The 20017-nt window shown below is 62.5% G+C and carries 21 protein-coding genes; 16 read left to right on the top strand and 5 right to left on the bottom strand.

Annotation, left to right across the window (positions count from 1 at the left end):
• Nucleotides 1-162: 162 nt before the first annotated feature.
• The 7 genes from HAP47_RS28180 (at nucleotide 163) to HAP47_RS28150 (ending at nucleotide 8899) form a co-directional block, all read left to right on the top strand.
• Nucleotides 163-684, top strand: a complete 522-nt coding sequence (locus HAP47_RS28180; RefSeq protein WP_092125191.1) for a YcgN family cysteine cluster protein — start codon at nucleotides 163-165, stop codon at nucleotides 682-684.
• Nucleotides 685-898: 214 nt separating this feature from the next.
• On the top strand, nucleotides 899-2494 hold the full coding sequence (locus HAP47_RS28175; RefSeq protein ID WP_173641798.1) for an MDR family MFS transporter: 1596 nt from the start codon (nucleotides 899-901) through the stop codon (nucleotides 2492-2494).
• 514 nt (nucleotides 2495-3008) lie between these two features.
• Nucleotides 3009-4232, top strand: coding sequence for an ABC transporter substrate-binding protein (locus HAP47_RS28170; RefSeq protein WP_173643076.1), 1224 nt, complete (start codon nucleotides 3009-3011; stop codon nucleotides 4230-4232).
• Between the two features lie 94 nt (nucleotides 4233-4326).
• A complete protein-coding gene (locus HAP47_RS28165) occupies nucleotides 4327-5202 on the top strand; it encodes a branched-chain amino acid ABC transporter permease (protein ID WP_173641799.1) in 876 nt (291 codons plus the stop codon).
• A 1-nt stretch (nucleotide 5203) separates the two neighbouring features.
• Nucleotides 5204-6130, top strand: a complete 927-nt coding sequence (locus HAP47_RS28160) for a branched-chain amino acid ABC transporter permease (protein ID WP_173641800.1) — start codon at nucleotides 5204-5206, stop codon at nucleotides 6128-6130.
• A complete protein-coding gene (locus HAP47_RS28155) occupies nucleotides 6131-7612 on the top strand; it encodes an ATP-binding cassette domain-containing protein (protein ID WP_173641801.1) in 1482 nt (493 codons plus the stop codon).
• 42 nt (nucleotides 7613-7654) lie between these two features.
• Nucleotides 7655-8899 carry an ABC transporter substrate-binding protein gene (locus HAP47_RS28150; RefSeq protein ID WP_173641802.1) on the top strand — a complete coding sequence of 415 codons (1245 nt, stop codon included), beginning with the start codon at nucleotides 7655-7657 and terminating at the stop codon, nucleotides 8897-8899.
• A gap of 146 nt (nucleotides 8900-9045) precedes the next feature.
• On the opposite strand, the gene HAP47_RS28145 is transcribed toward HAP47_RS28150, so the two are convergent.
• Together HAP47_RS28145 and HAP47_RS28140 are read right to left on the bottom strand one after the other, a co-directional pair.
• Nucleotides 9046-10260: an NAD(P)/FAD-dependent oxidoreductase gene (locus HAP47_RS28145; protein ID WP_173641803.1), complete on the bottom strand. Its 1215-nt coding sequence runs from the start codon at nucleotides 10258-10260 to the stop codon at nucleotides 9046-9048.
• Between the two features lie 82 nt (nucleotides 10261-10342).
• On the bottom strand, nucleotides 10343-11977 hold the full coding sequence (locus tag HAP47_RS28140; protein ID WP_173641804.1) for a thiamine pyrophosphate-requiring protein: 1635 nt from the start codon (nucleotides 11975-11977) through the stop codon (nucleotides 10343-10345).
• Between the two features lie 323 nt (nucleotides 11978-12300).
• On the opposite strand from HAP47_RS28140, the gene HAP47_RS28135 reads away from it, so the two are divergent.
• Complete coding sequence (locus tag HAP47_RS28135; protein ID WP_173641805.1) at nucleotides 12301-12465, top strand: Flp family type IVb pilin; 165 nt, start codon at nucleotides 12301-12303, stop codon at nucleotides 12463-12465.
• Between the two features lie 212 nt (nucleotides 12466-12677).
• On the opposite strand, the gene ku is transcribed toward HAP47_RS28135, so the two are convergent.
• Nucleotides 12678-13655 carry a non-homologous end joining protein Ku gene (gene ku, locus HAP47_RS28130; protein WP_176396281.1) on the bottom strand — a complete coding sequence of 326 codons (978 nt, stop codon included), beginning with the start codon at nucleotides 13653-13655 and terminating at the stop codon, nucleotides 12678-12680.
• Nucleotides 13656-13909: 254 nt separating this feature from the next.
• On the opposite strand from ku, the gene HAP47_RS28125 reads away from it, so the two are divergent.
• The 6 genes from HAP47_RS28125 (at nucleotide 13910) to HAP47_RS28100 (ending at nucleotide 17070) form a co-directional block, all read left to right on the top strand.
• Nucleotides 13910-14062, top strand: a complete 153-nt coding sequence (locus HAP47_RS28125; RefSeq protein ID WP_173641807.1) for a hypothetical protein — start codon at nucleotides 13910-13912, stop codon at nucleotides 14060-14062.
• 457 nt (nucleotides 14063-14519) lie between these two features.
• Nucleotides 14520-14678, top strand: coding sequence for a hypothetical protein (locus HAP47_RS28120; protein WP_171948113.1), 159 nt, complete (start codon nucleotides 14520-14522; stop codon nucleotides 14676-14678).
• Nucleotides 14679-14841: 163 nt separating this feature from the next.
• Nucleotides 14842-15039: a hypothetical protein gene (locus HAP47_RS28115; RefSeq protein ID WP_173641808.1), complete on the top strand. Its 198-nt coding sequence runs from the start codon at nucleotides 14842-14844 to the stop codon at nucleotides 15037-15039.
• Nucleotides 15040-15196: 157 nt separating this feature from the next.
• A complete protein-coding gene (locus HAP47_RS28110) occupies nucleotides 15197-15472 on the top strand; it encodes a hypothetical protein (protein ID WP_173641809.1) in 276 nt (91 codons plus the stop codon).
• Between the two features lie 55 nt (nucleotides 15473-15527).
• Complete coding sequence (locus HAP47_RS28105) at nucleotides 15528-15944, top strand: hypothetical protein (RefSeq protein WP_092125202.1); 417 nt, start codon at nucleotides 15528-15530, stop codon at nucleotides 15942-15944.
• Nucleotides 15945-16098: 154 nt separating this feature from the next.
• Nucleotides 16099-17070, top strand: a complete 972-nt coding sequence (locus tag HAP47_RS28100; protein WP_210285661.1) for an NAD-dependent epimerase — start codon at nucleotides 16099-16101, stop codon at nucleotides 17068-17070.
• Between the two features lie 467 nt (nucleotides 17071-17537).
• Here HAP47_RS28100 and HAP47_RS28095 read toward each other — a convergent pair whose 3' ends face one another.
• Entirely contained in the window at nucleotides 17538-17741 is a 204-nt protein-coding gene (locus HAP47_RS28095; RefSeq protein ID WP_173641810.1) for a hypothetical protein, read from the bottom strand.
• A 491-nt stretch (nucleotides 17742-18232) separates the two neighbouring features.
• Here HAP47_RS28095 and HAP47_RS28090 point away from each other — a divergent pair, with 491 nt between their 5' ends.
• The gene (locus HAP47_RS28090) at nucleotides 18233-18445 is read left to right on the top strand and encodes a hypothetical protein (RefSeq protein ID WP_092125205.1); all 213 of its coding nucleotides are present in this window, start codon (nucleotides 18233-18235) and stop codon (nucleotides 18443-18445) included.
• 289 nt (nucleotides 18446-18734) lie between these two features.
• Here the strand turns inward: HAP47_RS28090 and HAP47_RS28085 are convergent, their stop codons facing one another.
• Complete coding sequence (locus HAP47_RS28085; RefSeq protein WP_173641811.1) at nucleotides 18735-18923, bottom strand: hypothetical protein; 189 nt, start codon at nucleotides 18921-18923, stop codon at nucleotides 18735-18737.
• Between the two features lie 665 nt (nucleotides 18924-19588).
• Here HAP47_RS28085 and HAP47_RS28080 point away from each other — a divergent pair.
• The gene (locus tag HAP47_RS28080) at nucleotides 19589-19963 is read left to right on the top strand and encodes a helix-turn-helix domain-containing protein (RefSeq protein ID WP_092125207.1); all 375 of its coding nucleotides are present in this window, start codon (nucleotides 19589-19591) and stop codon (nucleotides 19961-19963) included.
• Nucleotides 19964-20017 lie beyond the last annotated feature (54 nt).

Raw genomic sequence — 20017 nt, 5'->3', positions numbered from 1 at the left:
GTTGTTCTATCCGAGCGGCTGCCATAAACCAATGGCGCGGCTTGTGAATTTAATGAAAGCCCTAACGCTGCCCACCGGCTTTTTCGCCCCCGCAATATCACCCCCCTTGCGGAGGGAGCGCCGGCGTCCCAAGAAGGGCTTTACCGCCATGTCAGGGATATCATGACCGCACCGCCCAAGCGCCCGTCGGGCCAGGAGGGATTCTTCTGGAAAACCAAGACGTTGGAAGAGATGTCCAACGCCGAATGGGAAAGCCTGTGTGACGGCTGCGCACGTTGCTGCCTGGAGAAGCTCGAGGACGAGGACACCGGCAAGATCTATTTCACCCATATCTCCTGCAAGCTGCTCGATTCCGGCCTGTGCACCTGCAAGGACTACCCGAACCGCTCCGACCAAGTTCCGGATTGCGTCCGCCTGACGCCCGAGAACGTCAGGACGCTGAATTGGCTGCCGCCGAGCTGCGGCTACCGGCTCGTGGCCGAGGGGCGGGACCTCTACTGGTGGCATCCCCTGATCTCCGGCGATCCCAACACGGTTCATGAAGCCGGGGTCTCGGTACGCGGGCGGGTGGAAGGCACCGAACTCGACGTCAACGACGCCGATCTCGAGGATCACATCGTGCGCTGGCCGGCCCTGCTGCCGAAACGGGCCCAATTGAAGAAGCGGCCCAAGGTCTCCAAGTAGATTTTCAGAACGCAACAAATAGGTTTTCAAAACGCAACGCTGACGGCGTGAGGGCCGGCGCCGGCTGTTCTGTGATCACGTCGTCGCGAGAACACTGCTGTGGGATGCACCCATGCGCTGAGGTGCCTGCCTCAGCAGCGAATTGCTGCATAAACTGCGGATCAGAGAATGATTCCATCGCGGGATCGGCCCGCGCAGCAGCATTACGCCCCAAATGAACAAGTATGAACGGCAGAGCCGTTTTCCTGCCGGCCAGCAGACATTGCCTGACGACATTGCCGAACAGCTGTCCCACCTCCCGAGCGAGGTGATCGAACTCAGCGACGCGCCGCCGCTGGCGCCGCCGGCATCGCTCAATCCGGACGAAGTCCGCACCATCGTGATCAGCCTGATGCTGACGATGTTCCTGGCCGCGCTCGACCAGACCATCGTCGCGACCGCGCTGCCGACGATCGGGCGCCAGTTTCACGACGTCACCAATCTGTCCTGGGTGATCACGGCCTATCTGCTCGCCTCCACCGCGGTGGCGCCGGTGTTCGGCACGCTGAGCGACATCTATGGCCGCCGCGTCATGATCATCACCTCGCTCAGCTTGTTCGTGGTCGGCTCGGTGCTGTGCGCGATCGCGCCCAGCATGACCATGCTGATCATTGCCCGCGGTCTGCAGGGGCTCGGCGGCGGCGGTATCATGCCTGTGGTTCAGACCGTGATCTCCGACGTGGTCACCCCGCGCGAGCGCGGCCGCTATCAGGCCTATTTCTCCAGCGTCTGGATGGCCGGCGGCATTCTTGGCCCGGTGGTCGGCGGCGTATTCGCCGAGCATCTGCACTGGTCGATGATCTTCTGGATCAACCTGCCGCTCGCGGCGGCAGCGCTGGCGCTGCTGCTGCCGAAGATGAGCAAGATCCCGGTGTTCCACCGCAAGCGCAAGGTCGACTGGCTCGGCGGCGTGCTGCTGATGGCCTCGGCCGTCGTGCTGATGCTGGTGCTGACCTGGGGCGGCACGCGTCTGTCCTGGCTGTCGCCGACCATTACCGCGATGATCGGCGCCTCGATCGCGCTCGCCGGTGCCTTCGTCTGGCACGCGCGCCGGGCCGACGAGCCGTTCCTGCCGCTGTCGCTGCTCGGCGGCTCGGTGGTGCCGTTCGCGATGGGCGCGGGCGGCTGTGCGCTCGGCGCCATGGTCGGGCTAACCGTGCACCTGCCGCTCTACTACGAGGTGGTCTATCACCTCACCGCCAGCGAGGCCGGCCTTGCGCTGATCCCGCTCGCGGCGATCTCGACCTTCGGTGCGGCGATCGCCGGACGGACCATGGCGAAGGCCAAGCACTACAAGCGTGTCGCGATCGTCGGCACCTCGGTGGCTGCGATCTGCGCCGTCGGCATGGCCGTGACGACGCTGCCGCTGTGGGGATTGCTGCTGTTGATGAGCGTGTTCGCGCTCGGGCTCGGCACCACATTCCCGATCAGCGTGGTGTCGCTGCAGAATGCGGTGGCGCGGCCGCAGGTCGGCACCGTGACCGGTGCGATGAATTTCTTCCGCGCGATGATGGCCTCCTTCACGGTCGCTGCCTTCACGACGATCCTGCTGATGACGCTCGGGACCGACATCTCGCTCGCCGGCGAGCATCATGCCGCGTCCGCCGGCACCGTCGGCGCGATCCCGATGGCCGACATGATCACCGCGTTCCGCTACGTGTTCGGCGCCGCCGCCGCGCTGCTGACCACCGCCTCGATCTGCATGATCACGATGGAAGAGCGCCCGCTCGCCGGTCCCGCGACGCGGCCGGCGGTCGAGATGGCGGAGTAGGGCGCTAGCCAAGCCTACCGCTGTCGTCCCGGTCTAGTGCGCAATTGCGCACGGGGGCCGGGACGACGGTGAGTGTGTGGCGTGGCTTGTGAGGCATACACCCGCATTCTCGCGACATGATTTGCCCGAGCTTTGCTTTACGTTTCACCTCACCTCAGACCGCGTTCGTGACGATCGCGAAACGGCCCTCAATCGGATGAGACGGACAAACCATACACTGAACACTGAGTTGTTCATTTCTGATAAAGCAAAATATCTTTGACGCGGGGGGCTTGCGTTATCGGGCAATCAGCGATTGGCACCCCACGCTGTTATTCCCCGTTGCCTCAAATTTATTCAGCCGGTGAGTGGCGACCCACTACTTTAGTTGTCGTCCACGCATGGCGATCTGCGCGCAGTTTCACTTGCTGCGCGTTTTGTCGCAGCTATAGTCCGGCCCCAAGAGCTCGAAGGAGCCGAACAAAAAGAGGAGAGAAACAGGGTGAAAAGAACATCGCGACTGCCTGTTCGTGCGATGCAGCAACTTGCCGGAGCGGCCGTGTTGGGCCTTTTGGCAGCCAGCCCCGGCGGCGCGCTGGCGGCTGACACCCTCAAGATCGGCGTGATCGCTGAAGCGCAGGCGATTGCCGGGGCGTCGATCCCGCAGGCGGCGCAACTCGCCGCCGACGAGATCAACGCCAAGGGCGGCATCGACGGCCGCAAGATCGAAATCGTCTCGTACGACAATCACTCGTCCTCGGCGGACTCGGTGCGCGCATTCCAGCGTGCGGTCAACGAAGACAAGGTCAACGTCGTCATCGCGAGCTACATCAGCGAAGTGGTGCTGGCGCTCGAGCCCTGGGCTTCGCGCCTGAAGACCCCGTTCGTCACGCCTGGCGCCGCCTCCAACGAGATCAGCAAGAGCGTCCACGCCGACTATGAGAAGAACAAGTACACCTTCCACGGCTATCTGACCTCGGCGGCGCTGGCTCTGTCGGTCTGCGACGCCGCCAAGGAGCTGCTGGTCGATCAGAAGCACATGAAGACTGCGGTCATCATGAGCGAAGACGCGGCGTGGACCAAGCCGCTCGACGTCGGCTACGAGGAGTGTCTGCCGAAGATCGGGCTCAAGGTCGTCGACCATATCCGCTTCTCGCCTGACACCACCGATTTCACGCCGATCTTCAACAAGGTCGAAGCCGCCAAGCCCGACGTGATCATTACCGGCATCTCGCATGTCGGCGTCCAGCCGACTGTGCAGTGGAAGAACCAGCAGGTGCCGATCCCGATGTTCGGCATTTCCTCGCAGGCGACCAACGAGACCTTCGGCAAGGACACCAACGATGCGGCGGAAGGAGTGCTGTATCAGGGCGTGTCGGGTCCGAACGTCGCGGTGACGCCGAAGTCGGTGCCGTTCGCGGAAGGCTTCAAGAAGCGCTACGGCAATTATCCGTCCTATGCGGGCTACACCGCCTATGACGAGGTCTATTACATCGCGGATGCGGTGAAGCGCGCCGGCTCGGTCGAGGCCGACAAGATGGTCGATGCGCTGGAGAAGACCGATTGGGAAGGCACCATCGGACGCGTCCAGTTCTACGGCAAGGACGATCCGTTCACCCATTCGATCAAATACGGCAAGGGCCTGATCACCGGACTGATGCTGCAGTGGCAGGGCGGCAAGCAGGTCGCGGTCTGGCCGAAGGAGATCGCCAAGAGTGATCTCAAGTTCCCGAGCTTCATCAAGCTCACCACCAACTGATCGATGATCATGCTCCCGGGCCGGTCCCGGGAGCATCCGCATTCAGTTCCGCGTCCTCCACAACAGGCAGCTTTGCTGCCGCGGCCGATTTGAGATGCTTGCCTTACAAATCCTGATCGATGGCTTCGCCATCAGTGCGCTTTATGCGCTCGGCGCCACCGGCTTCACCCTGATCTTCGGTGTCTCCGGCGTTCTCAACCTCTCCCACGGTGCCATCATGGTGGCTGCAGCGGTCGCGGCCTGGGCCGCAGCCAGCCTGCTGCACCTCGACATCTACTCCGGCGCGCTGTTCGGTGTCGGCGTGGCGCTGATCATGGCGTTCGCAACCTATTTCGCGGTCGTGAAGCCGATCCAGAACTCGAGGCGGATCCCCAACGAGGAGAAGGAAATCTTCGTCCTCACCGGCACGTTGCTGTGGGGCATCATGATCCAGGAGCTGATTGCCTATTTCTTCACCAATAATGCCAAGACGGTGCTGCCGATCGTCGAGGGCGTCGTCGATATCTTCGGCAACCGCACGCCGCGCAACAATATCTTCACCGCGCTGGCGTGCTGCCTCGTGATCGGCCTGCTGTGGCTCTTGGTGAACCGCACGCGGACCGGCAAGGCCGTGCTGGCGGCTTCGATGAACCCGCGCGGCGTCACCTTGCTCGGGCTCGAGCTCACCCAGATCTACATCGTGGTGTGGGGCATCTACGGCATCCTGGCCGGCATCGCCGGCGTGCTGCTCGGCATGTTCCTCGGCGTCAGCTCCTACAGCGTCGGGCCGCTGACCGCGAGCGCGTTCTCGATCGTGGTGCTCGGCGGCCTCGGCAGCGTCTCCGGCTCGCTGATCGCGGCCTTCGTCGTCGGCTATCTCGAGACCATCACGGCCTACATGATCTCGCCGGCCTACCGCACCATCCCGGCGCTGCTGCTGCTGGTGTTCGTGATGTATATCCGGCCTCAAGGCCTGCTCGGGAGGCGCTGAGATGGCCAACTTCTTCTCCTCGCGCCTGTTCTTCATTTCGCTGGTCTGCGTGGTGGTTGCCGCGACGCTGCCGCTCTATGTCTCCGGCTACATCCTCGGGCTGCTCACCGTCGCGTTCTATTTCGGCGTGTTCGCGATGGCCTGGGACCTCTTGTTCGGCTTCGCCGGCGAGGTCAATTTCGGGCCGACCTTCCTGATCGGCACCGGCGCCTACACCGCCGGCATCCTCAACAACCAGTTCGGCTGGTCGGTCTATGTCTGCATCCTGCTCGGTGCGCTGGCGTCGGTGGTTGCGGGCTTCGTGCTGGCGCTGCCGGCGCTGCGGGTGAGGGGACCGTATTTCGGCCTCACCACGCTGGTCGCGGTCTTGATGCTACAGAATTTCATCGTGGTGTTTGCCGACCTGACCGGCGGCGAAATCGGGCTCACCATCCCTGATGTCATCACCATCAATGCCGGCGCCAATTACTGGATCGCGCTCGGCTTCATGACCATCAGCGCGGCCATTCTGTATGGCTTGTCGCAATCGCCCGTCGGCCTCGTGCTGCAGGCGAGCGGGCAGGACCCGGTGCAGGCCGGCGCGCTCGGCTTCAACATCGTCAAGCACAAGCTCGCGGCCTTCATCGTCAGCGCGTTCTTCTCGGGACTGTCGGGCGCGCTGCTGGTGTTCTACTTCGGCACCGCCTCGGTCGGCACCGTGGTCGACGTCGCGGTCGGCGTGAACGTGATCGTCTCCGCCGTGCTCGGCGGCCGGCGCACCGTGCTGGGCGCGGCGTTAGGTGCGATCTTCCTGATTGTCGCTGGCGAATTCCTGCGTCCGACTGGCGAGCTTGCGACCTTCATCGTCTCGGCGGTGGCGTTGCTCGTCGTGCTATTCTTCCCCGGCGGTTTCCTCGGGGCAGCCCTGTCACGCGAGGCGCGCTCCTAAATGGATCAGACTGTGACCACTACTCCGACACTCGCGGTTCGCGGCCTGACCAAGCGGTTCGGCGGCCTGACCGCGGTGAAAAATCTGAGCTTCGAGCTGCACCCCGGCGAGATCCTCGGCCTGATCGGGCCGAACGGCTCGGGCAAGTCGACCGCGATGAAGAGCGTGATGGGCATCGAGCGCCCGTCCGCGGGCGAGGTGCTGTTCGACGGCGAGAACGTGGCCGGGCTGCCTGCGCACAAGATCGCGCGCAAGGGCTTTGGCATGGTGTTTCAGCACTCGCGGCCGCTGAACCGGCAGACCGTGCTCGAGAACATCATGGTCGCGCTATTGCCCGACAGCCTGTTCATGCTGTTTCCCGACAAGGCGCTGACCGAGCGCGCCAGGTGGATCGCCGAACGTGTCGGCCTGGGGGCGGTGATGGATCGCCGCCCGCCGACATTGCCGTTCGCCGATCTGCGCCGACTTGAGCTGGCGAAGGCGATCGCGCGCGACCCGAAGGTGGTGCTGGTCGACGAGCCGTTTGCTGGCCTCACCAGCACGGAGGTCGGGGTGTTCTCGCAATTGATCCGCAGCTTCCGCGATGAGGGACGCGCGGTGATGCTGGTCGACCACAACGTCAAGAGCGTTGCCGCGCTGGTCGATCGCGTGCTCGCGATGTATCTCGGCGAGGAGATCACGACTGGCCGCGCCGAGGACGTGATGAAGAACGAGACCGTGCGGCGAGTCTATCTCGGCGGCGCGATCGAGACCCATGCGCGGCCCGAGACCTCGTTCAAGGATAAGGTGCCGCTGCTGCAGGTCGAGAATGTCAGCGTGCATTATGGCAAGGCGCAGGCACTGGAGAACGTCTCGATCCACGTCCATGAGGGCGAGTTCGTCTCGATCGTCGGCCTGAACGGCGCCGGCAAGACCACGCTGTTCAACACCCTCTCGGGCTTCCTGCCCTATACCGGCGAGATCCTGCGCGGCGGGCAGAAGCTGCGCGGCACGGGACCTGCCAAGATCGCCCGCTCGGGCCTCGTGCAGTGCCCGGAATCGCGCGAATTGTTCGGCGAGATGACGGTGCGGGAAAACCTTGATCTCGGCGGCCAGCACCTCGACGACGCGGCGCGGGCGAAGCAGCTGGCCTGGCTGTTCGAGCTGTTCCCGATCCTGAAGGAGCGTCAGGGCCAGATGGCGCAGACGCTGTCCGGCGGCGAGCAGCAGATGCTGGCGATCGGCCGCGCGCTGATGATGCAGCCGCAGATCCTGATCCTCGACGAGCCGACGCTTGGCCTCGCGCCGGTGATCCTCGAACTGTTGTCGAAGGCGCTGGAGAAGCTGCGCCAGACCACCAAGATCACGGTGCTACTCGGCGAGCAGAACGTGACCTTCGCGCTCCCGCATGCCGACCGCGTCTATGTGCTGGAGCACGCGCGGATCGTCTGGGAAGGCGATCCGGGCCGGTTCGCCGCGGAGGCCGGCAAGGACTTTCTCTGACGCTCAAAGTTTGAAGAATAACAAAGCAAAGCAAGGGAGATCATGATGCCAGCATATTCAACCACCACCCGCGTGAGCCTGTTGGCCTCGGCGCTCGCGCTGTGCCTCGCGGCGCCGGCCTATGCGCAGTCCAAGGACCCGATCAAGATCGGCGTCATCGCCGAGGTGCAGTCGATCGCGGGCGCGGCAACTCCGGGCGGCGCGCAGATCGCGGCCGACGAGATCAACGCCAAGGGCGGTGTGATGGGCCGCAAGATCGAGATCGTCACCTACGACAACAAGAGCTCGTCGGCGGATTCGGTGCGCGCGTTCCAGCGCGCGGTGAGCGAGGACAAGGTTTCGGCCGTGATCGCGAGCTACATCAGCGAAGTCGTGCTGGCGCTCGAGCCATGGGCGTCGCGGCTGAAGATGCCGCTGATCACGCCCGGTGCGGCCTCGAACGAGATCACCAAGGCGATCCACAACGACTATGAGAAGAACAAGTACACCTTCCACGGTTACCTGACCTCGGCCGCGCAGGCGCAGCTCGTCTGCGACGCGGCCAAGGAGCTCTTGGTCGATCAGCTCAAATTCAAGTCGGTGGCGATCATGAGCGAGGACGCGGCGTGGACCAAGCCGCTCGACATCGGCTACGAGGCCTGCCTGCCCAAGGCCGGCCTGAAGGTCGTCGAGCACATCCGCTTCTCGCCCGACACCACCGACTTCACGCCGATCTTCAACAAGATGGAAGCCGCCAAGCCCGACGTGATCGTCACCGGCATCTCCCATGTCGGCGTGCAGCCGACGGTGCAGTGGAAGAACCAGCAGGTGCCGATCCCGATGTTCGGCATCAGCGCGCAGGCGCTGAGCCCGACCTTCTGGGGCGACACCAACGGCGCGGCCGAAGGCGTGCCCTCGCTCGCCGTGGCGACGCCCGACGTCGCGGTGACGCCGAAGACAAAGCCGTTCGCGGCCGCCTTCAAGGCCAAGTTCGGCACGCCGCCGGCCTATACCGGCTACACCGCCTATGACGAGGTCTACATCATTGCGGAAGCGATCCAGCGCGCCGGCTCGACCGATCCGGACAAGATGGTCACCGAGCTCGAGAAGACCGACTTCGATGGCACGATCGGCAAGATCCAGTTCTACGGCAAGAACGACGAGTTCACCCACGGCATCAAGTCCGGCCCGGGAGCCGTCACCGGCCTCGTGTTCCAGTGGCAGGGCGGCAAGCAGATCACGGTCTGGCCGAAGGCGATCGCGGAAGGGAAGCTGAAGTTTCCGGATTTTGTGAAGCTGTCGCAGTAACGGTAGAGCTCAAAGCTCGTCATTGCGAGGAGCGAAGCGACCATCTATCGGCGCGAGTGGAGCGATGGATTGCTTCGCTGCGCTCGCAATGACGGCGGAGTTGTCATTCTCAGTTCCCCCGCGCGAGGCAGCCGCCGCAACCCAGACTACTTGCGCGTCGGCGGTGCCGTCTGGATCGTCGGCGCCGCGGCCGCAAGCAGTGCGGCGCGATCGCCGTTGCGCGGCGGGTAGATGCGCTGCTGGTTGATGGTCTGTTTGGTGAGCTTGGCGGCGGCGCCGGCCGTGTGCACCTCGCGGTCCCAGCCGGTGGTGTAGAGCGCGCCCCAGGCGCCGAGATCGAGCACCGTCACATACCAGTCGATATTGAGCGGCAGAAGTTTTTCGCCGAACAGATCCGCGACCACATTGTGGCCGGCAAACCGGCCCATCGGCCGCGCGAACTGGCACGACATCACGGTCGGATGCTCGCCATCGATCAGGCAGGCCGCGACGTCGCCGGCAGCGAATACGCCATTGAGGCCATGGACGCGCATGCAACGGTCGACCGGGAGGCGGCCGAGCGCGTCGCGCTTCACCGGCAGCATCGCGGCGAGGGGGCTCGCGCGCATGCCGGCGCACCACACCACGGTTGCGGCCGGAATGATCTCGCCGCTGTCAAGCGTGATGCTGTCGGCGCCGACGGCGCTGACCCTGACGTTCAGCCGCGTCTCGACGCCGAGCGCGGCCAGCGCCTCGTTGATGATGGGACGGCCATGCGCGCCGAACGTCGCGCCGACCACCGGATTGGGATCGATCAGGATGATGCGGTGATCGCCAGCGATGCCGGCGTGCGCGAGCTTGGCCGGCATCTCGGCCGCGACCTCGATCCCGGTGAAGCCCGCGCCGACCACCGCCACCGTCGCGCGGGCCGGCGAGGGCGGCTGCCTGCCGAGCGCGGCAAGATGCGTGTTGAGGCGTGTGGCTGCTTCGAAGGTGTCGACATCGAAGCCGTGTGCGGCAAGGCCTGATATGGCGGGGCGGACCAGCTCGCTGCCGGTCGTCAGCACCAGCCGGTCGTAGGTCAGCGTGTCCGCGCCGGAGCCTGTCTTGGCGATGACCTCGCGCTTGGCCGGATCGATCGCCGTGACGTCAGCCACCCTATGCGTGACGCCGACCGGATCGAGCAGATCTTGCAGCGGCAGCGCGACGTCGCCGAGATCGACCTCGTAATTGCGCACCCGGATGTTGTGATAGGCGTTGCGATCGACCACGAGAATCTCGGTGTCCTTAGCCCGCGCGCCGATCTCGTCGCGCTTGCGGGCGGCACCGAGCGCGGCCCACAGACCGGCAAAGCCGGCCCCCAGCACCAGGATGCGCGCCATCTCTCCCTCCGACCTCGGATCGGAGGGAGCTTGCCCGCGCAGGCGAGGTCAAATCAAGTGGGTGAGGGCGTGTGAGGTGCCCTCAGGTCCCCGGCCGCGACACCTCGGTCTCCTTGCTGGTGATGAATTCCAGCAGCACCGGCACGCCTTCTTTGGTCTTCTGGATGCCGCGCTTGATCGCGGGGATGATGTCTTCGGGCTTGATCACCCGCTCGCCATAGCCGCCGAAGGCCCGCGCCATCGCGGCGTAGTCGCCGGAGATATCGGTCGAGCGGTACTTCTCGGTCGAGATCGGCATCACCTTCAGTTCGATCGCCATCGAGAAATTGTTGAGCAGGATCGACATGATCGGAATCCGCTCGCGCACCGCGGTCTCGAAATCCATGCCCGTGAAGCCGATCGCGGCGTCGCCCCAGACATTGATGCAGAGCTTGTCCGGCTTTGCCAGCTTGGCTCCCATCGCGAGACCAAGCCCGTAGCCGAGCTGCGTGGTCTTGCCCCAGCCGATATAGGACAGCGGCTCGACCGACTTCCAGAACGGCGACAGCTGGTCGCGCGGGCTGCCGGCGTCATGGGTGATGATGGTGTTGTGGATGTCGACGGTGTGTTGCAGATCCCACAGCACGCGGTAGGGATTGAGCGGCGCATCGTTATGCGTGAGCTTTGGCATCCACTTGGCGAGCCATTCCTTGTGGGAGGCGGCGATCTCCTCCGCAACCGCGCTGGCTTTGCGGTCCGAGGTCACGGTCTTGCCGATCTCCTCGAGCAGCGCGTCGAGCACGAGGCCGGCGTCGCCGACGAGCCCGATTGTGGCCTCGACATCCTTGTTGATGTGGTTCGGATCGAGCGTCGAATGGATGATGGTCTTGCCCTTCGGCATTGCGATCCCGAACGACGTCTCGGTGAAGGAGCAGCCGATGCCGAAGATCACGTCGGCCTCAGCGAGGAATGTCGGCACCGCGCGCGGCACCGCCAGGCCGCCGGAGCCGAGCGACAGCGGATGCGTCTCCGGGAATGACGACTTGCCGCCGAGGCTCGTGGTGACCGGGATCGCAAGCCGCTCGGCGAGGCGCTTCAGCTGCGGCCAGGCTTTCGCATAGTGGACACCCTGGCCGGCATAGATCACCGGACGCTTGGCGTTGACGAGGAGCGCAGCCGCTTCCTTCACATGAACGGGGTCGGCCCCATAGCGCGTGCGCAGCACCGGCGTGTAGTTCAGGGGCTCCGGCACCTCCTCGTTCCACATGTCGGCCGGGATCTCGACGATCACGGGCCCGCCGCGGCCGTTCTTCAGCCTGGTGAAGGCGCGGCGGAAGATGTTGCAGACTTCAGCGGCGATGTTGATCGGCTCTGCGGATTTCGCGAACGCCTTCATGGCCTGGCTGGAATTGAAGTTCGGATCGATGTTGGCAAGCCGGCGCGCATAACCCATCGGCAGCACCAGAACGGGGACGGATTCGCCGTAGCACTGCGCGACACCGCCCATCGCGTTCTCGGCGCCCGGTCCGTGCTGCATGCAGAACGCGCCGATCTTCTCGCCCGAGGTGACGCGGGAGATCGCGTCCGCCATGTGCACGCCGATGCGCTCCTGGCGCACCATCACGGGGCGGATGTCCGCGCTGGCGGCGTATTCGATCAGATGGTTGACCGGGTAGCCCGTGAGGATCTCGATCCCCTCGCGCTTCATGATTTCCGCGATCGCGGTGCCGAGCTTCATGACGGTCACTCCCTTTGGATCCGGCCGGTTCGTTCCGGCCTCGTTGTCGTCCTGTCCGATAAAGGAACAGGATTTCGCCGCGAGGGTAAAGCGCCGCCGGGGCCGGATCAGGTAGTCCTGATATGCGTTTACGCCAAATCGCGGCTTGCCGCCTCGCGGGGCGGGGTCAGGATGCAGGCAGAACTAGCAGGGAGTTTCTCTGCAACCTTTAAGCGATCGTTCATCCTGTCCATCAATGGGCCGTCAACCAATGTGGCCTAGTTTTGCTGGAATATTGCTACGGCGCGGGAGAAAAAGCCGCGGGCGTCGGACAGGAGCTTTTCATGCGCGCGTTGCTTGCAAGATTTCTGCGTGATGACGTCGGGGCTACGGCGATCGAATACGCCATCATTGCCGGCGGCATCAGCATCGTGATCGTCGCCGGCGTCAGAGGCATCGGCACCAGTGTGAGCGGCCAGTTCACTGCCGTCAGTTCGGCATTCAAGTAATCGCCGCCGGGCATGCTTCACACTTTCTGGTTCAGTCGCCTCCGCCGTCTCCATTCGGCGCGCGAGCATCGCGATGCGCGCAAGCATCAACCGGCCGCCGTCGGTTTCTCCCGCGTCGATCAGATGCACACAACCGCGATCTGCCAGCGCGCCTCCTGCTTGGCGCCGATAGCCTTATGATGTAGTCGGTGGCCTGCGGCAGCGCCGCGACCTCAACCCGCCTTCTTCCGCGCCGCGGTGCCTTGCGCACGCGCGGGCTTCTCGGCCTTCTTCGGCTCGGGCTTGACGGCCTCCTTGGGCTCGCGCTTGCCGCTGCCCGAGATCGGCAGCAGCATCTCGCGCTGGCCCTCGATGCGCTTCTTCGGCTTCTTGCCTTTCGCCGCCTTTGCCTCCGCCTTGGCGGGAGCGGCCTGCTTCTCGTTGGCGAGGCTCTTCTTCAGCGCGTCCATCAGGTTGATAACGTTGCCGCCGGCCTTCGCCGCGGGCTTGGCGATCTTGATGCCGTTGCGCTTCTGGTTGATCAGATCGATCAGCGCCTGCTCGTAGCGATCCTCGAAATCCTCCGGATCGAACTCGGCGGACTTCTGCTCGACGATGTGCTTGGCGAGGTCGAGCATGTCCTTGGTGATCTTCACATCCTGAATGTCGTCGAAATATTCCTTCTCGCTGCGCACCTCATAGGGGTAGCGCAACAGCGTGCCCATCAGCCCGTTGTCGAGCGGCTCGAGCGCGATGATGTGCTCGCGGTTGGTCAGCACCACGCGGCCGATCGCGACCTTGTCCATGCTGCGGATGGTCTCGCGGATCACCGCGAAGGCGTCGTGGCCGACCTTGCCGTCGGGAACGAGATAATAGGGGCGGATCAGATAGCGGCTGTCGATCTCGCCGCGCGGCACGAATTCGTCGATCTCGATGGTGCGGGTCGAATCCAGCGCGATGTCGTCGAGCTCTTCCTTGGTGACCTCGATATAGGTGTCGGTGTCGACCTTGTAGCCCTTCATGATGTCGTCGGCGGAGACTTCCTCGCCGGTCTCCGCGTCGACCTTGGCGTATTTGATCCGGTGGCCGGTCTTGCGGTTGATCTGGTTGAAGGAGACCTTCTCGGTATCCGACGTCGCCGGGTACAGGGCAACCGGGCAAGTCACGAGCGAAAGGCGCAAAAAGCCCTTCCAGTTGGCGCGGGGGGCCATAGGCAAACTCCGATTACGCAACCGACGGAACGATCAAGGATAACACCGGGAACCCCGGTTTGAAACAACGCGGCCCGGTGAATCTGGCAACGGCGTTAACCGTGGCCCGAGCCTGCGCCCGTTTGACGCGGTGGCGGCGACAACGGTTGGACAACAGTCAAACGGCTCCGGAACATCGCTCCGGATCACGCGTTGGCCCTCCGAAGGGGAGCGGCAATCGCCGGAATTTCAGGCACTTAAGCAACGAGGTCGCCATGGCAACGGAACGACACGGTCAGATCACAGAAACCCCGACCGAGGCGCGCCAGGCCGAGCCCGGACCATCGGTTCTCGCGCTGCTCACGGCCTCCACGGGGCTCGCAGTCTTGATCCTCGGAATTATCTGGTTCGCCTTTTTCCGGGTGTGACGCTGCGATCGCGGTCTCCCGCATGCGAGGTCTTGATTGTTAAACTGAGATACGAGCAGGGCGGCCACCATGCGCTTGCGCGGTGTGCGGTCGATCGCGCCTGCAGCTCGCCACGGCCGTCGCGCGTACGGTCGCATGGCATTCTCTGGCTCGACGATCGGTTTGACGCGCGACGCGCATTCGCGGCGCAGAGCGCAATATCACACAACCGAAAAATTCCGGCGCGCGGACTGCTGAGGCCGCGGGAGCCGATCACTGACCATGTTACGCGGAATTTTCTTGAGCCAGGACTTTGTCAGCCAGGACGGGAGCCATGAACCGTCTTCGACGGCTTTCGCCTTCACGAGATTTGCAGCCGAGATCTGTGACGTGCGAAGCGAATTGCCGCCGTGACGCGTCATGAGATCATCGAAATTGGCTGCTAGCTGATTTGAATCAGATGCGTCTTGAGCTTGAGATGTTCTACCCGCAAGAAGAAAAAAACTCGCTGTTGGCGCGCCTCAAGGAGAAAAGCGTTTCAGGTGCCTTCGTCGGACTGACGCTGCTGGCGATGGCGGGGTGGATTTATCTGCTCAGCTCGATGTTCCTGAAGTTCATGCTGTGGTGGTTCTCCTGAGGCGTCTCGCGTCCGAGCACAACCGATGTGGCCGCCTGGTCATTGTTGCGCCGTTCGATTGCACAAAAAATTCCAGCGGCTGAACATTCTTTCGGCGCGCGCAATCATGATGTCGTCACAACTCCGAATGTTAATAACATCTGGTTTAACGTGGACGAATGTGATGCTTTCTCCTGTCCTCATCCTGGCGGCGGCGTTCGTCGCCGGCTTCTTCTCCGGTTTCGCCACGCGCTCGTGGCGATCGCGCAAGCGCCGCGCGCAATATCGGATCTATGCGCCGTATGTGGCGCCGCCAGCCGCCAAATCGGCGAGGCGGGAGCAGCCGGTCACCGCATTCGGCCACATGCGCCGCGCGTTCTAGCGGGCTAGCCCGGCAGAGGTAGCGCGACAGTGGCGTGAGTTGGGGTTGGCGGGCGACATGCAATCGGTCATCTTGTCTTCGTTGCGGCAGCCGGGCTGGGTTCCCGTGCCGGCGGGTCGTTGCCGTTGGCCCGCGCATCGTGAGGGAACTTGCACGTATGAGTGATCTCAGGGGGCATTCGCCAAGGCGGTATGTGGTCGATGTCAGCGGACGGCGCGTGCTGGTCGGTCTCACGCTTGAAGAGACGTCGGAATTCGAAGGATTGGACGCCTCCCTGCCGATGCTGGGCGGGGAAGCCCACGGTGCGGAGCTGATGCCGTCAGCCGTCGAGGGACGATGGGTCGAGCTCTATGACAAGCACGACAAGGCCTGGATCAAGTGGAAGGCCGACCTGAGGGAAGGGCAACAGGATAATTCACCCTTTTTTAACTAAGACCGGGCGATTTTGAGCGATACTGCCTGAGTGGGCCCGAACCGGATACTGACAGATGTTTCAGCTGTTTTTGCGGGCTCGCGCGCATGACCTGATCAGGTCGCGGCGGAGCGAGGAAGGTTTCAAGGCACGCTCGGCCGAGCGCGATGCCGAGACCGATCGCGCCCGAATCGGATCGATCATGGCAGCGATCGAGGCCGCGTTGCAGGCGGCCGAAAGCGAGCAATCCGGCCTCGGACGCCGTGTCGACGACGTTCTGGCCCGCGCGGCGGTGACGCTGGGCAACGGCACCGACGAGTATCTGGAACGCGAGGCGCTTGACAACTATCATCAAGACCTGTTTGACGCCGAGATCTCCAACGGCCAGCGTCGGCTGAAGGAACTGGCGACCGAGATTGCGCACTTCAAGTTCATGAAGGCCGCGGTACTGAGCCGCTTTCCTGACTACAAACCTCCGGCCGCCAGCAACTGACGCGCCCCGCGGCCGCAACGCCAAGCCGGAAGCTGCGGCGCGCGCCTGACGGCGTGCGGCCCCTGGTCCGGCGCAAGGCGAAAGGCACAGGCGAAACGTGGTGATCGCAGGCAATCTACTCGTCACGGGCTGCGCCGGCTTTATCGGCTTCCATATGGCGGAGCATTTGCTGCGGGCAGGGCAGCCTGTCATCGGCATCGACAATCTGAACCAGTATTATGATCCGGCGCTCAAGCACGCGCGGCTCGATCTGCTCAAGCAGCACCGTGGCTTCACCTTCCTGGAACTCGACCTCGCCGACCGCGCCGGGATCAAAGCGCTGTTCGAGCGCTATCGCTTCGAGGTCGTGGTGCATCTCGCTGCCCAGGCCGGCGTGCGCTACTCCCTGCAGAACCCGCATGCCTACATGGATTCCAATCTGGAGGGCTTCCTCAACGTCCTCGAGGGCTGCCGGCATACGGCATGCCGGCATCTGCTGTTTGCGTCGTCATCGTCGGTTTATGGCGCCAACACCAAGCTGCCGTTCTCGGTCCATGACAATGTCGATCATCCGGTCAGCCTGTACGCGGCTACCAAGAAGGCCAACGAGCTGCTCGCCCATTCCTACAGCCACCTCTATCGCATCCCGACGACGGGGCTGCGGTTCTTCACCGTGTATGGGACGTGGTATCGGCCGGACATGGCGCTCTATGCGTTCGCGGATGCGATCACCAAGGGGAAGCCGATCCAGTTATTCAACAACGGCAACATGCGACGCGACTTCACCTATGTCGATGACGTGGTCGAGGCGATGGTGCGGCTGATCGACCGCGCGCCCGAGGGCGACGTCAACTGGTCGGGAGCGCATCCCGATCCGGGTTCGAGCAAGGCGCCGTGGCGCGTCTACAATATCGGCAACTCCAGGCCGGAAGAACTGATGCATGTGGTGGCGCTGCTCGAGCACGGCTTCGGCCGGCAGGCCGAAAAGCAGTTGTTGCCAATGCAACCTGGGGATGTCCTGGAGACGGCAGCCGATGTCTCCGACCTGGAGCGTGAAATCGGCTTTCGGCCGCAGACGCGGATCGAGGACGGCATTGCCAGATTTGTCGCCTGGTATCGCTCTTATCACAACGTCGATCGGGCGTAGTGCGCTCGTTAGCGAATTCCGGCTCGAGAAAAACCTGGCTCGGCGTGGAACAGAGTGCGGCACTGAGAGTTAACAGCGGTTTTGCATTCGCATCAGCCGGGATCGTCATGTCCAGCGCAATCGTTCCGGTGCACGCGATCGACGCCCAGGTCGCACGCGCCTGCGATGCCTTGGTCGCGAGGGCGTTTCCGCCGCGAGAGCCCGGCAATCCTGCTTCCGGCAGACGCGAGGGGCGGGGCGAAGGATCAGCGCGACTATTTCAACACATGCGTCGCCAATGGCGGCAAGATGGGCGACGACGCGCCTCCCAAATCGAAATAGCGCACGATCGCGCCGCGCGTTGCGAATTAGCGATGCTTATGGCGATTGATCGAATCCGCTGCTGTCCGCCATGGCAATCGTGCAAGCGCACGCGAGATGAGAACGTGAAGGCATTTCGCTGCCTCTGCTGAAGCCGAAATGCCTCATTACTGCTCATTTTCAATTAGAATAGCATTGTCGCATTCGGCCAGGTCGAGGTGAATATCTTGCATGATCGAACGAGTGGCGTTGATTCCCTCCGCCGCATCGTCAGGGCGAATCCGAACGCTCAGATCCGCGACCTCGAGATTCCGAAACGAATCGAAATATTCTGCGATCAATGCAGAGGACGCGGTGCCGGTTCGCTGCATCCATGCTGCTCGGTTCGACCTGTCATGCGCGGCAAAAAAGCTGATTGATCGAGAGCAGCAGATTTAGTGTGTGCACGTCGTGGTTGGTGGAATATCTGGTTCGAGGCTGGACACCTCATCACGTCTCGAGCGATTGACGCGGCGATATTGTGATAGCCGGCAGGCGTGTCGCCGGTTTTGAGGGCGATCGCTGCGGTCAACGATCGTCAAATGATTTCATGCCCTTGCTCGCGCCTCATGGTCAGTGCCAGTTGCGCTCTTTGGCGGCGCGCCGCGTTGCCGCCGCTGACCTCCCATCGCAACGACACATATAAGGCCATCGATCGAACGTTTCGCGATCAGGTTGTGGAACCTGGTTGAGAAAATTTATCGCGGAGCCACGTTCGTCGCAAACCTGCCCCATTAACCGCATTCCATATGTGTGATCTAACTCTGTCATCGAAACTTCAATCACATCGCTCATACCCTTAACCGCAGAGCGAGGGCGCGCCATGAAGCAGCACAAAGTTCAACATTCGCATCAGCCAATCGAAGAGGCGTTGCTCGCGACCAATCAATCGCTGCGCAACGAAGTCGTTGCACTGATGCTTGATATCGCCGCGTTGCGTGAAATCCACGAGCGCCCAGGCGCGTCTCGTTCGTTCGGCATGTCGCGTGAGCAGAACGCCCCGCGCGTCGCATTGCGTCGGGTTCACCACAGCTAAAGTCCATCAGCCCATTTCTCACTGAGCAGAATTTGCGGCCACATCCAAGCCTGTCTGGCGCGGATGTGGGCGCTTTGCTGCTATGGATAATTCAATTTTAAATTGAATACTGTTCGCTCGTTCCTGATTTTGGGCGAGCTGGATCGATCTAGAGCATGATCTCGAAAAGTGCGAAGCGGTTTTCGGAAAAGATCATGCTAAAACAAGAAGCTAAAGCGCGATGACGATTCACCCAATCTCATCGCGTTTATGCTTGCCGCGGACAATTTGTGGTCGTGAGGACAGGCGGTCAGTGCTCTTGCCGCACCGGCTTTTGCGCCATGACGTAGGACAGGCGCTCGCGCAGGATCCACGTCTGCAACACCAGCTCGACGGCGGTATGCCGGAGCTCGGAATTCTCCGCGACGAGGCGCTCCAAGGTGTCGGTCGCCTCGCTGGACGCGGATTGCTTCCCCTCGAAGACCTTGAGACGCGCCATAGTGTCGATCCTCCTAAAATGTGTTGGTCAGAGACTGGCTCTGACAAGCGTCAGCACAGAATGGTTCGCGGATGATCGGGCGGTCGTGGTTCCGCCTGAGGGCCTCGGGTAGGAAAGCGCCTAATTGATAATTCGCGGATCGAGCTATGAGTGTTAGGTGTCCTGAAAATGATCCTCAAATATGTTGAAGCTCTCATGACATCTAACATCTTAATAACTACCGCTGCGCGTGCGTGCCCGCAAGCCGCCGGACGCGAAGGTCGCGGGATTAGATTGTTGGAATGTTGTGAAACTCTCGCTCGACCGGCGGCGTAGATATCACGGAGAGGCATGGCGCACTCACAATCTGTCGCAGGACCGATTGGATGTTCTCATTTCCTTCTCATTCGGAATGCAAACGGTGCGCCAGTTATTCAGATCAAATTGTCATGCGCAGAAAGTCGTATAACTTTTTCTGTGAGGTCGTCTTACGGCGGGAATATTGCTCATATATTCCGGTAAATACCTTGCAGCTTCGGTGTTTCTTCGCACAATGCGGCGCTGCCGACGGCAAGTTCGAGGCTCCCGAAGGCCCCCGGGAAATCCTCAATTTGAATTTCCTGTTGCATTTACATAGCTTATAGGCCATGCGATGATTGCTAATCTAGGGGGCAATGAGATGACCAATGAGGCGTCATTCGACTGACGAGATCAGTTCCAAGGTCAAACAAGCCGAGGAACTCATGGCGCGGGGGCAGTCACAAGCCCAAGCGTGCAAGGTGCTGGGCGTTAGCGTGATGACATTTCACCGCTGGCGCAAGCAGGAGGCTGCACGCGGCCATCACCCGAATGGTACTGTGACCGAGCTTGCCGCTCGTTCCGATGATCGAGATGGTATTCCCCACGTTCACAACCGTATTGACGAATTGCGGCTGGAAAATGAACGGCTGCGTCGGATTGTGACCGACCTGCTGCTCGAGAAAATGAAGATCGAGGAGAAGCTTGCGCTCAGATCCAGCGGCGGGAACGGTTTGCCCCGCCGTGGTGAAGTCCAGAGCTGACGAAAGCTGATCCGCTAAAGCATGATCCGGAAAAGTGCGAAGCGGTTTTCCGAA

Origin of the sequence: Bradyrhizobium sp. 41S5 (assembly GCF_011516665.3) — a bacterium.
GTDB lineage: Bacteria > Pseudomonadota > Alphaproteobacteria > Rhizobiales > Xanthobacteraceae > Bradyrhizobium > Bradyrhizobium quebecense.
The sequence above is the reverse complement of the archived record's forward strand: the minus strand, read 5'-3'. Positions and strand labels throughout refer to the sequence as shown.

Coding starts and splice junctions, on each gene's coding strand:
- HAP47_RS28145 (WP_173641803.1), bottom strand. CDS start 10,260: ATGGCGCGCATCCTGGTGCTGGGGGCCGGCTTTGCCGGTCTGTGGGCC.
- HAP47_RS28170 (WP_173643076.1), top strand. CDS start 3,009: ATGCAGCAACTTGCCGGAGCGGCCGTGTTGGGCCTTTTGGCAGCCAGC.
- HAP47_RS28180 (WP_092125191.1), top strand. CDS start 163: ATGACCGCACCGCCCAAGCGCCCGTCGGGCCAGGAGGGATTCTTCTGG.
- HAP47_RS28155 (WP_173641801.1), top strand. CDS start 6,131: ATGGATCAGACTGTGACCACTACTCCGACACTCGCGGTTCGCGGCCTG.
- HAP47_RS28110 (WP_173641809.1), top strand. CDS start 15,197: ATGAGTGATCTCAGGGGGCATTCGCCAAGGCGGTATGTGGTCGATGTC.
- HAP47_RS28165 (WP_173641799.1), top strand. CDS start 4,327: ATGCTTGCCTTACAAATCCTGATCGATGGCTTCGCCATCAGTGCGCTT.
- HAP47_RS28100 (WP_210285661.1), top strand. CDS start 16,099: ATGGCGGAGCATTTGCTGCGGGCAGGGCAGCCTGTCATCGGCATCGAC.
- HAP47_RS28140 (WP_173641804.1), bottom strand. CDS start 11,977: ATGAAGCTCGGCACCGCGATCGCGGAAATCATGAAGCGCGAGGGGATC.
- HAP47_RS28125 (WP_173641807.1), top strand. CDS start 13,910: ATGGCAACGGAACGACACGGTCAGATCACAGAAACCCCGACCGAGGCG.
- ku (WP_176396281.1), bottom strand. CDS start 13,655: ATGGCCCCCCGCGCCAACTGGAAGGGCTTTTTGCGCCTTTCGCTCGTG.
- HAP47_RS28120 (WP_171948113.1), top strand. CDS start 14,520: ATGTTCTACCCGCAAGAAGAAAAAAACTCGCTGTTGGCGCGCCTCAAG.
- HAP47_RS28135 (WP_173641805.1), top strand. CDS start 12,301: ATGCGCGCGTTGCTTGCAAGATTTCTGCGTGATGACGTCGGGGCTACG.
- HAP47_RS28085 (WP_173641811.1), bottom strand. CDS start 18,923: ATGGCGCGTCTCAAGGTCTTCGAGGGGAAGCAATCCGCGTCCAGCGAG.
- HAP47_RS28150 (WP_173641802.1), top strand. CDS start 7,655: ATGATGCCAGCATATTCAACCACCACCCGCGTGAGCCTGTTGGCCTCG.
- HAP47_RS28105 (WP_092125202.1), top strand. CDS start 15,528: ATGTTTCAGCTGTTTTTGCGGGCTCGCGCGCATGACCTGATCAGGTCG.
- HAP47_RS28115 (WP_173641808.1), top strand. CDS start 14,842: ATGCTTTCTCCTGTCCTCATCCTGGCGGCGGCGTTCGTCGCCGGCTTC.
- HAP47_RS28080 (WP_092125207.1), top strand. CDS start 19,589: ATGAGGCGTCATTCGACTGACGAGATCAGTTCCAAGGTCAAACAAGCC.
- HAP47_RS28095 (WP_173641810.1), bottom strand. CDS start 17,741: ATGCAGCGAACCGGCACCGCGTCCTCTGCATTGATCGCAGAATATTTC.
- HAP47_RS28175 (WP_173641798.1), top strand. CDS start 899: ATGAACAAGTATGAACGGCAGAGCCGTTTTCCTGCCGGCCAGCAGACA.
- HAP47_RS28090 (WP_092125205.1), top strand. CDS start 18,233: ATGAAGCAGCACAAAGTTCAACATTCGCATCAGCCAATCGAAGAGGCG.
- HAP47_RS28160 (WP_173641800.1), top strand. CDS start 5,204: ATGGCCAACTTCTTCTCCTCGCGCCTGTTCTTCATTTCGCTGGTCTGC.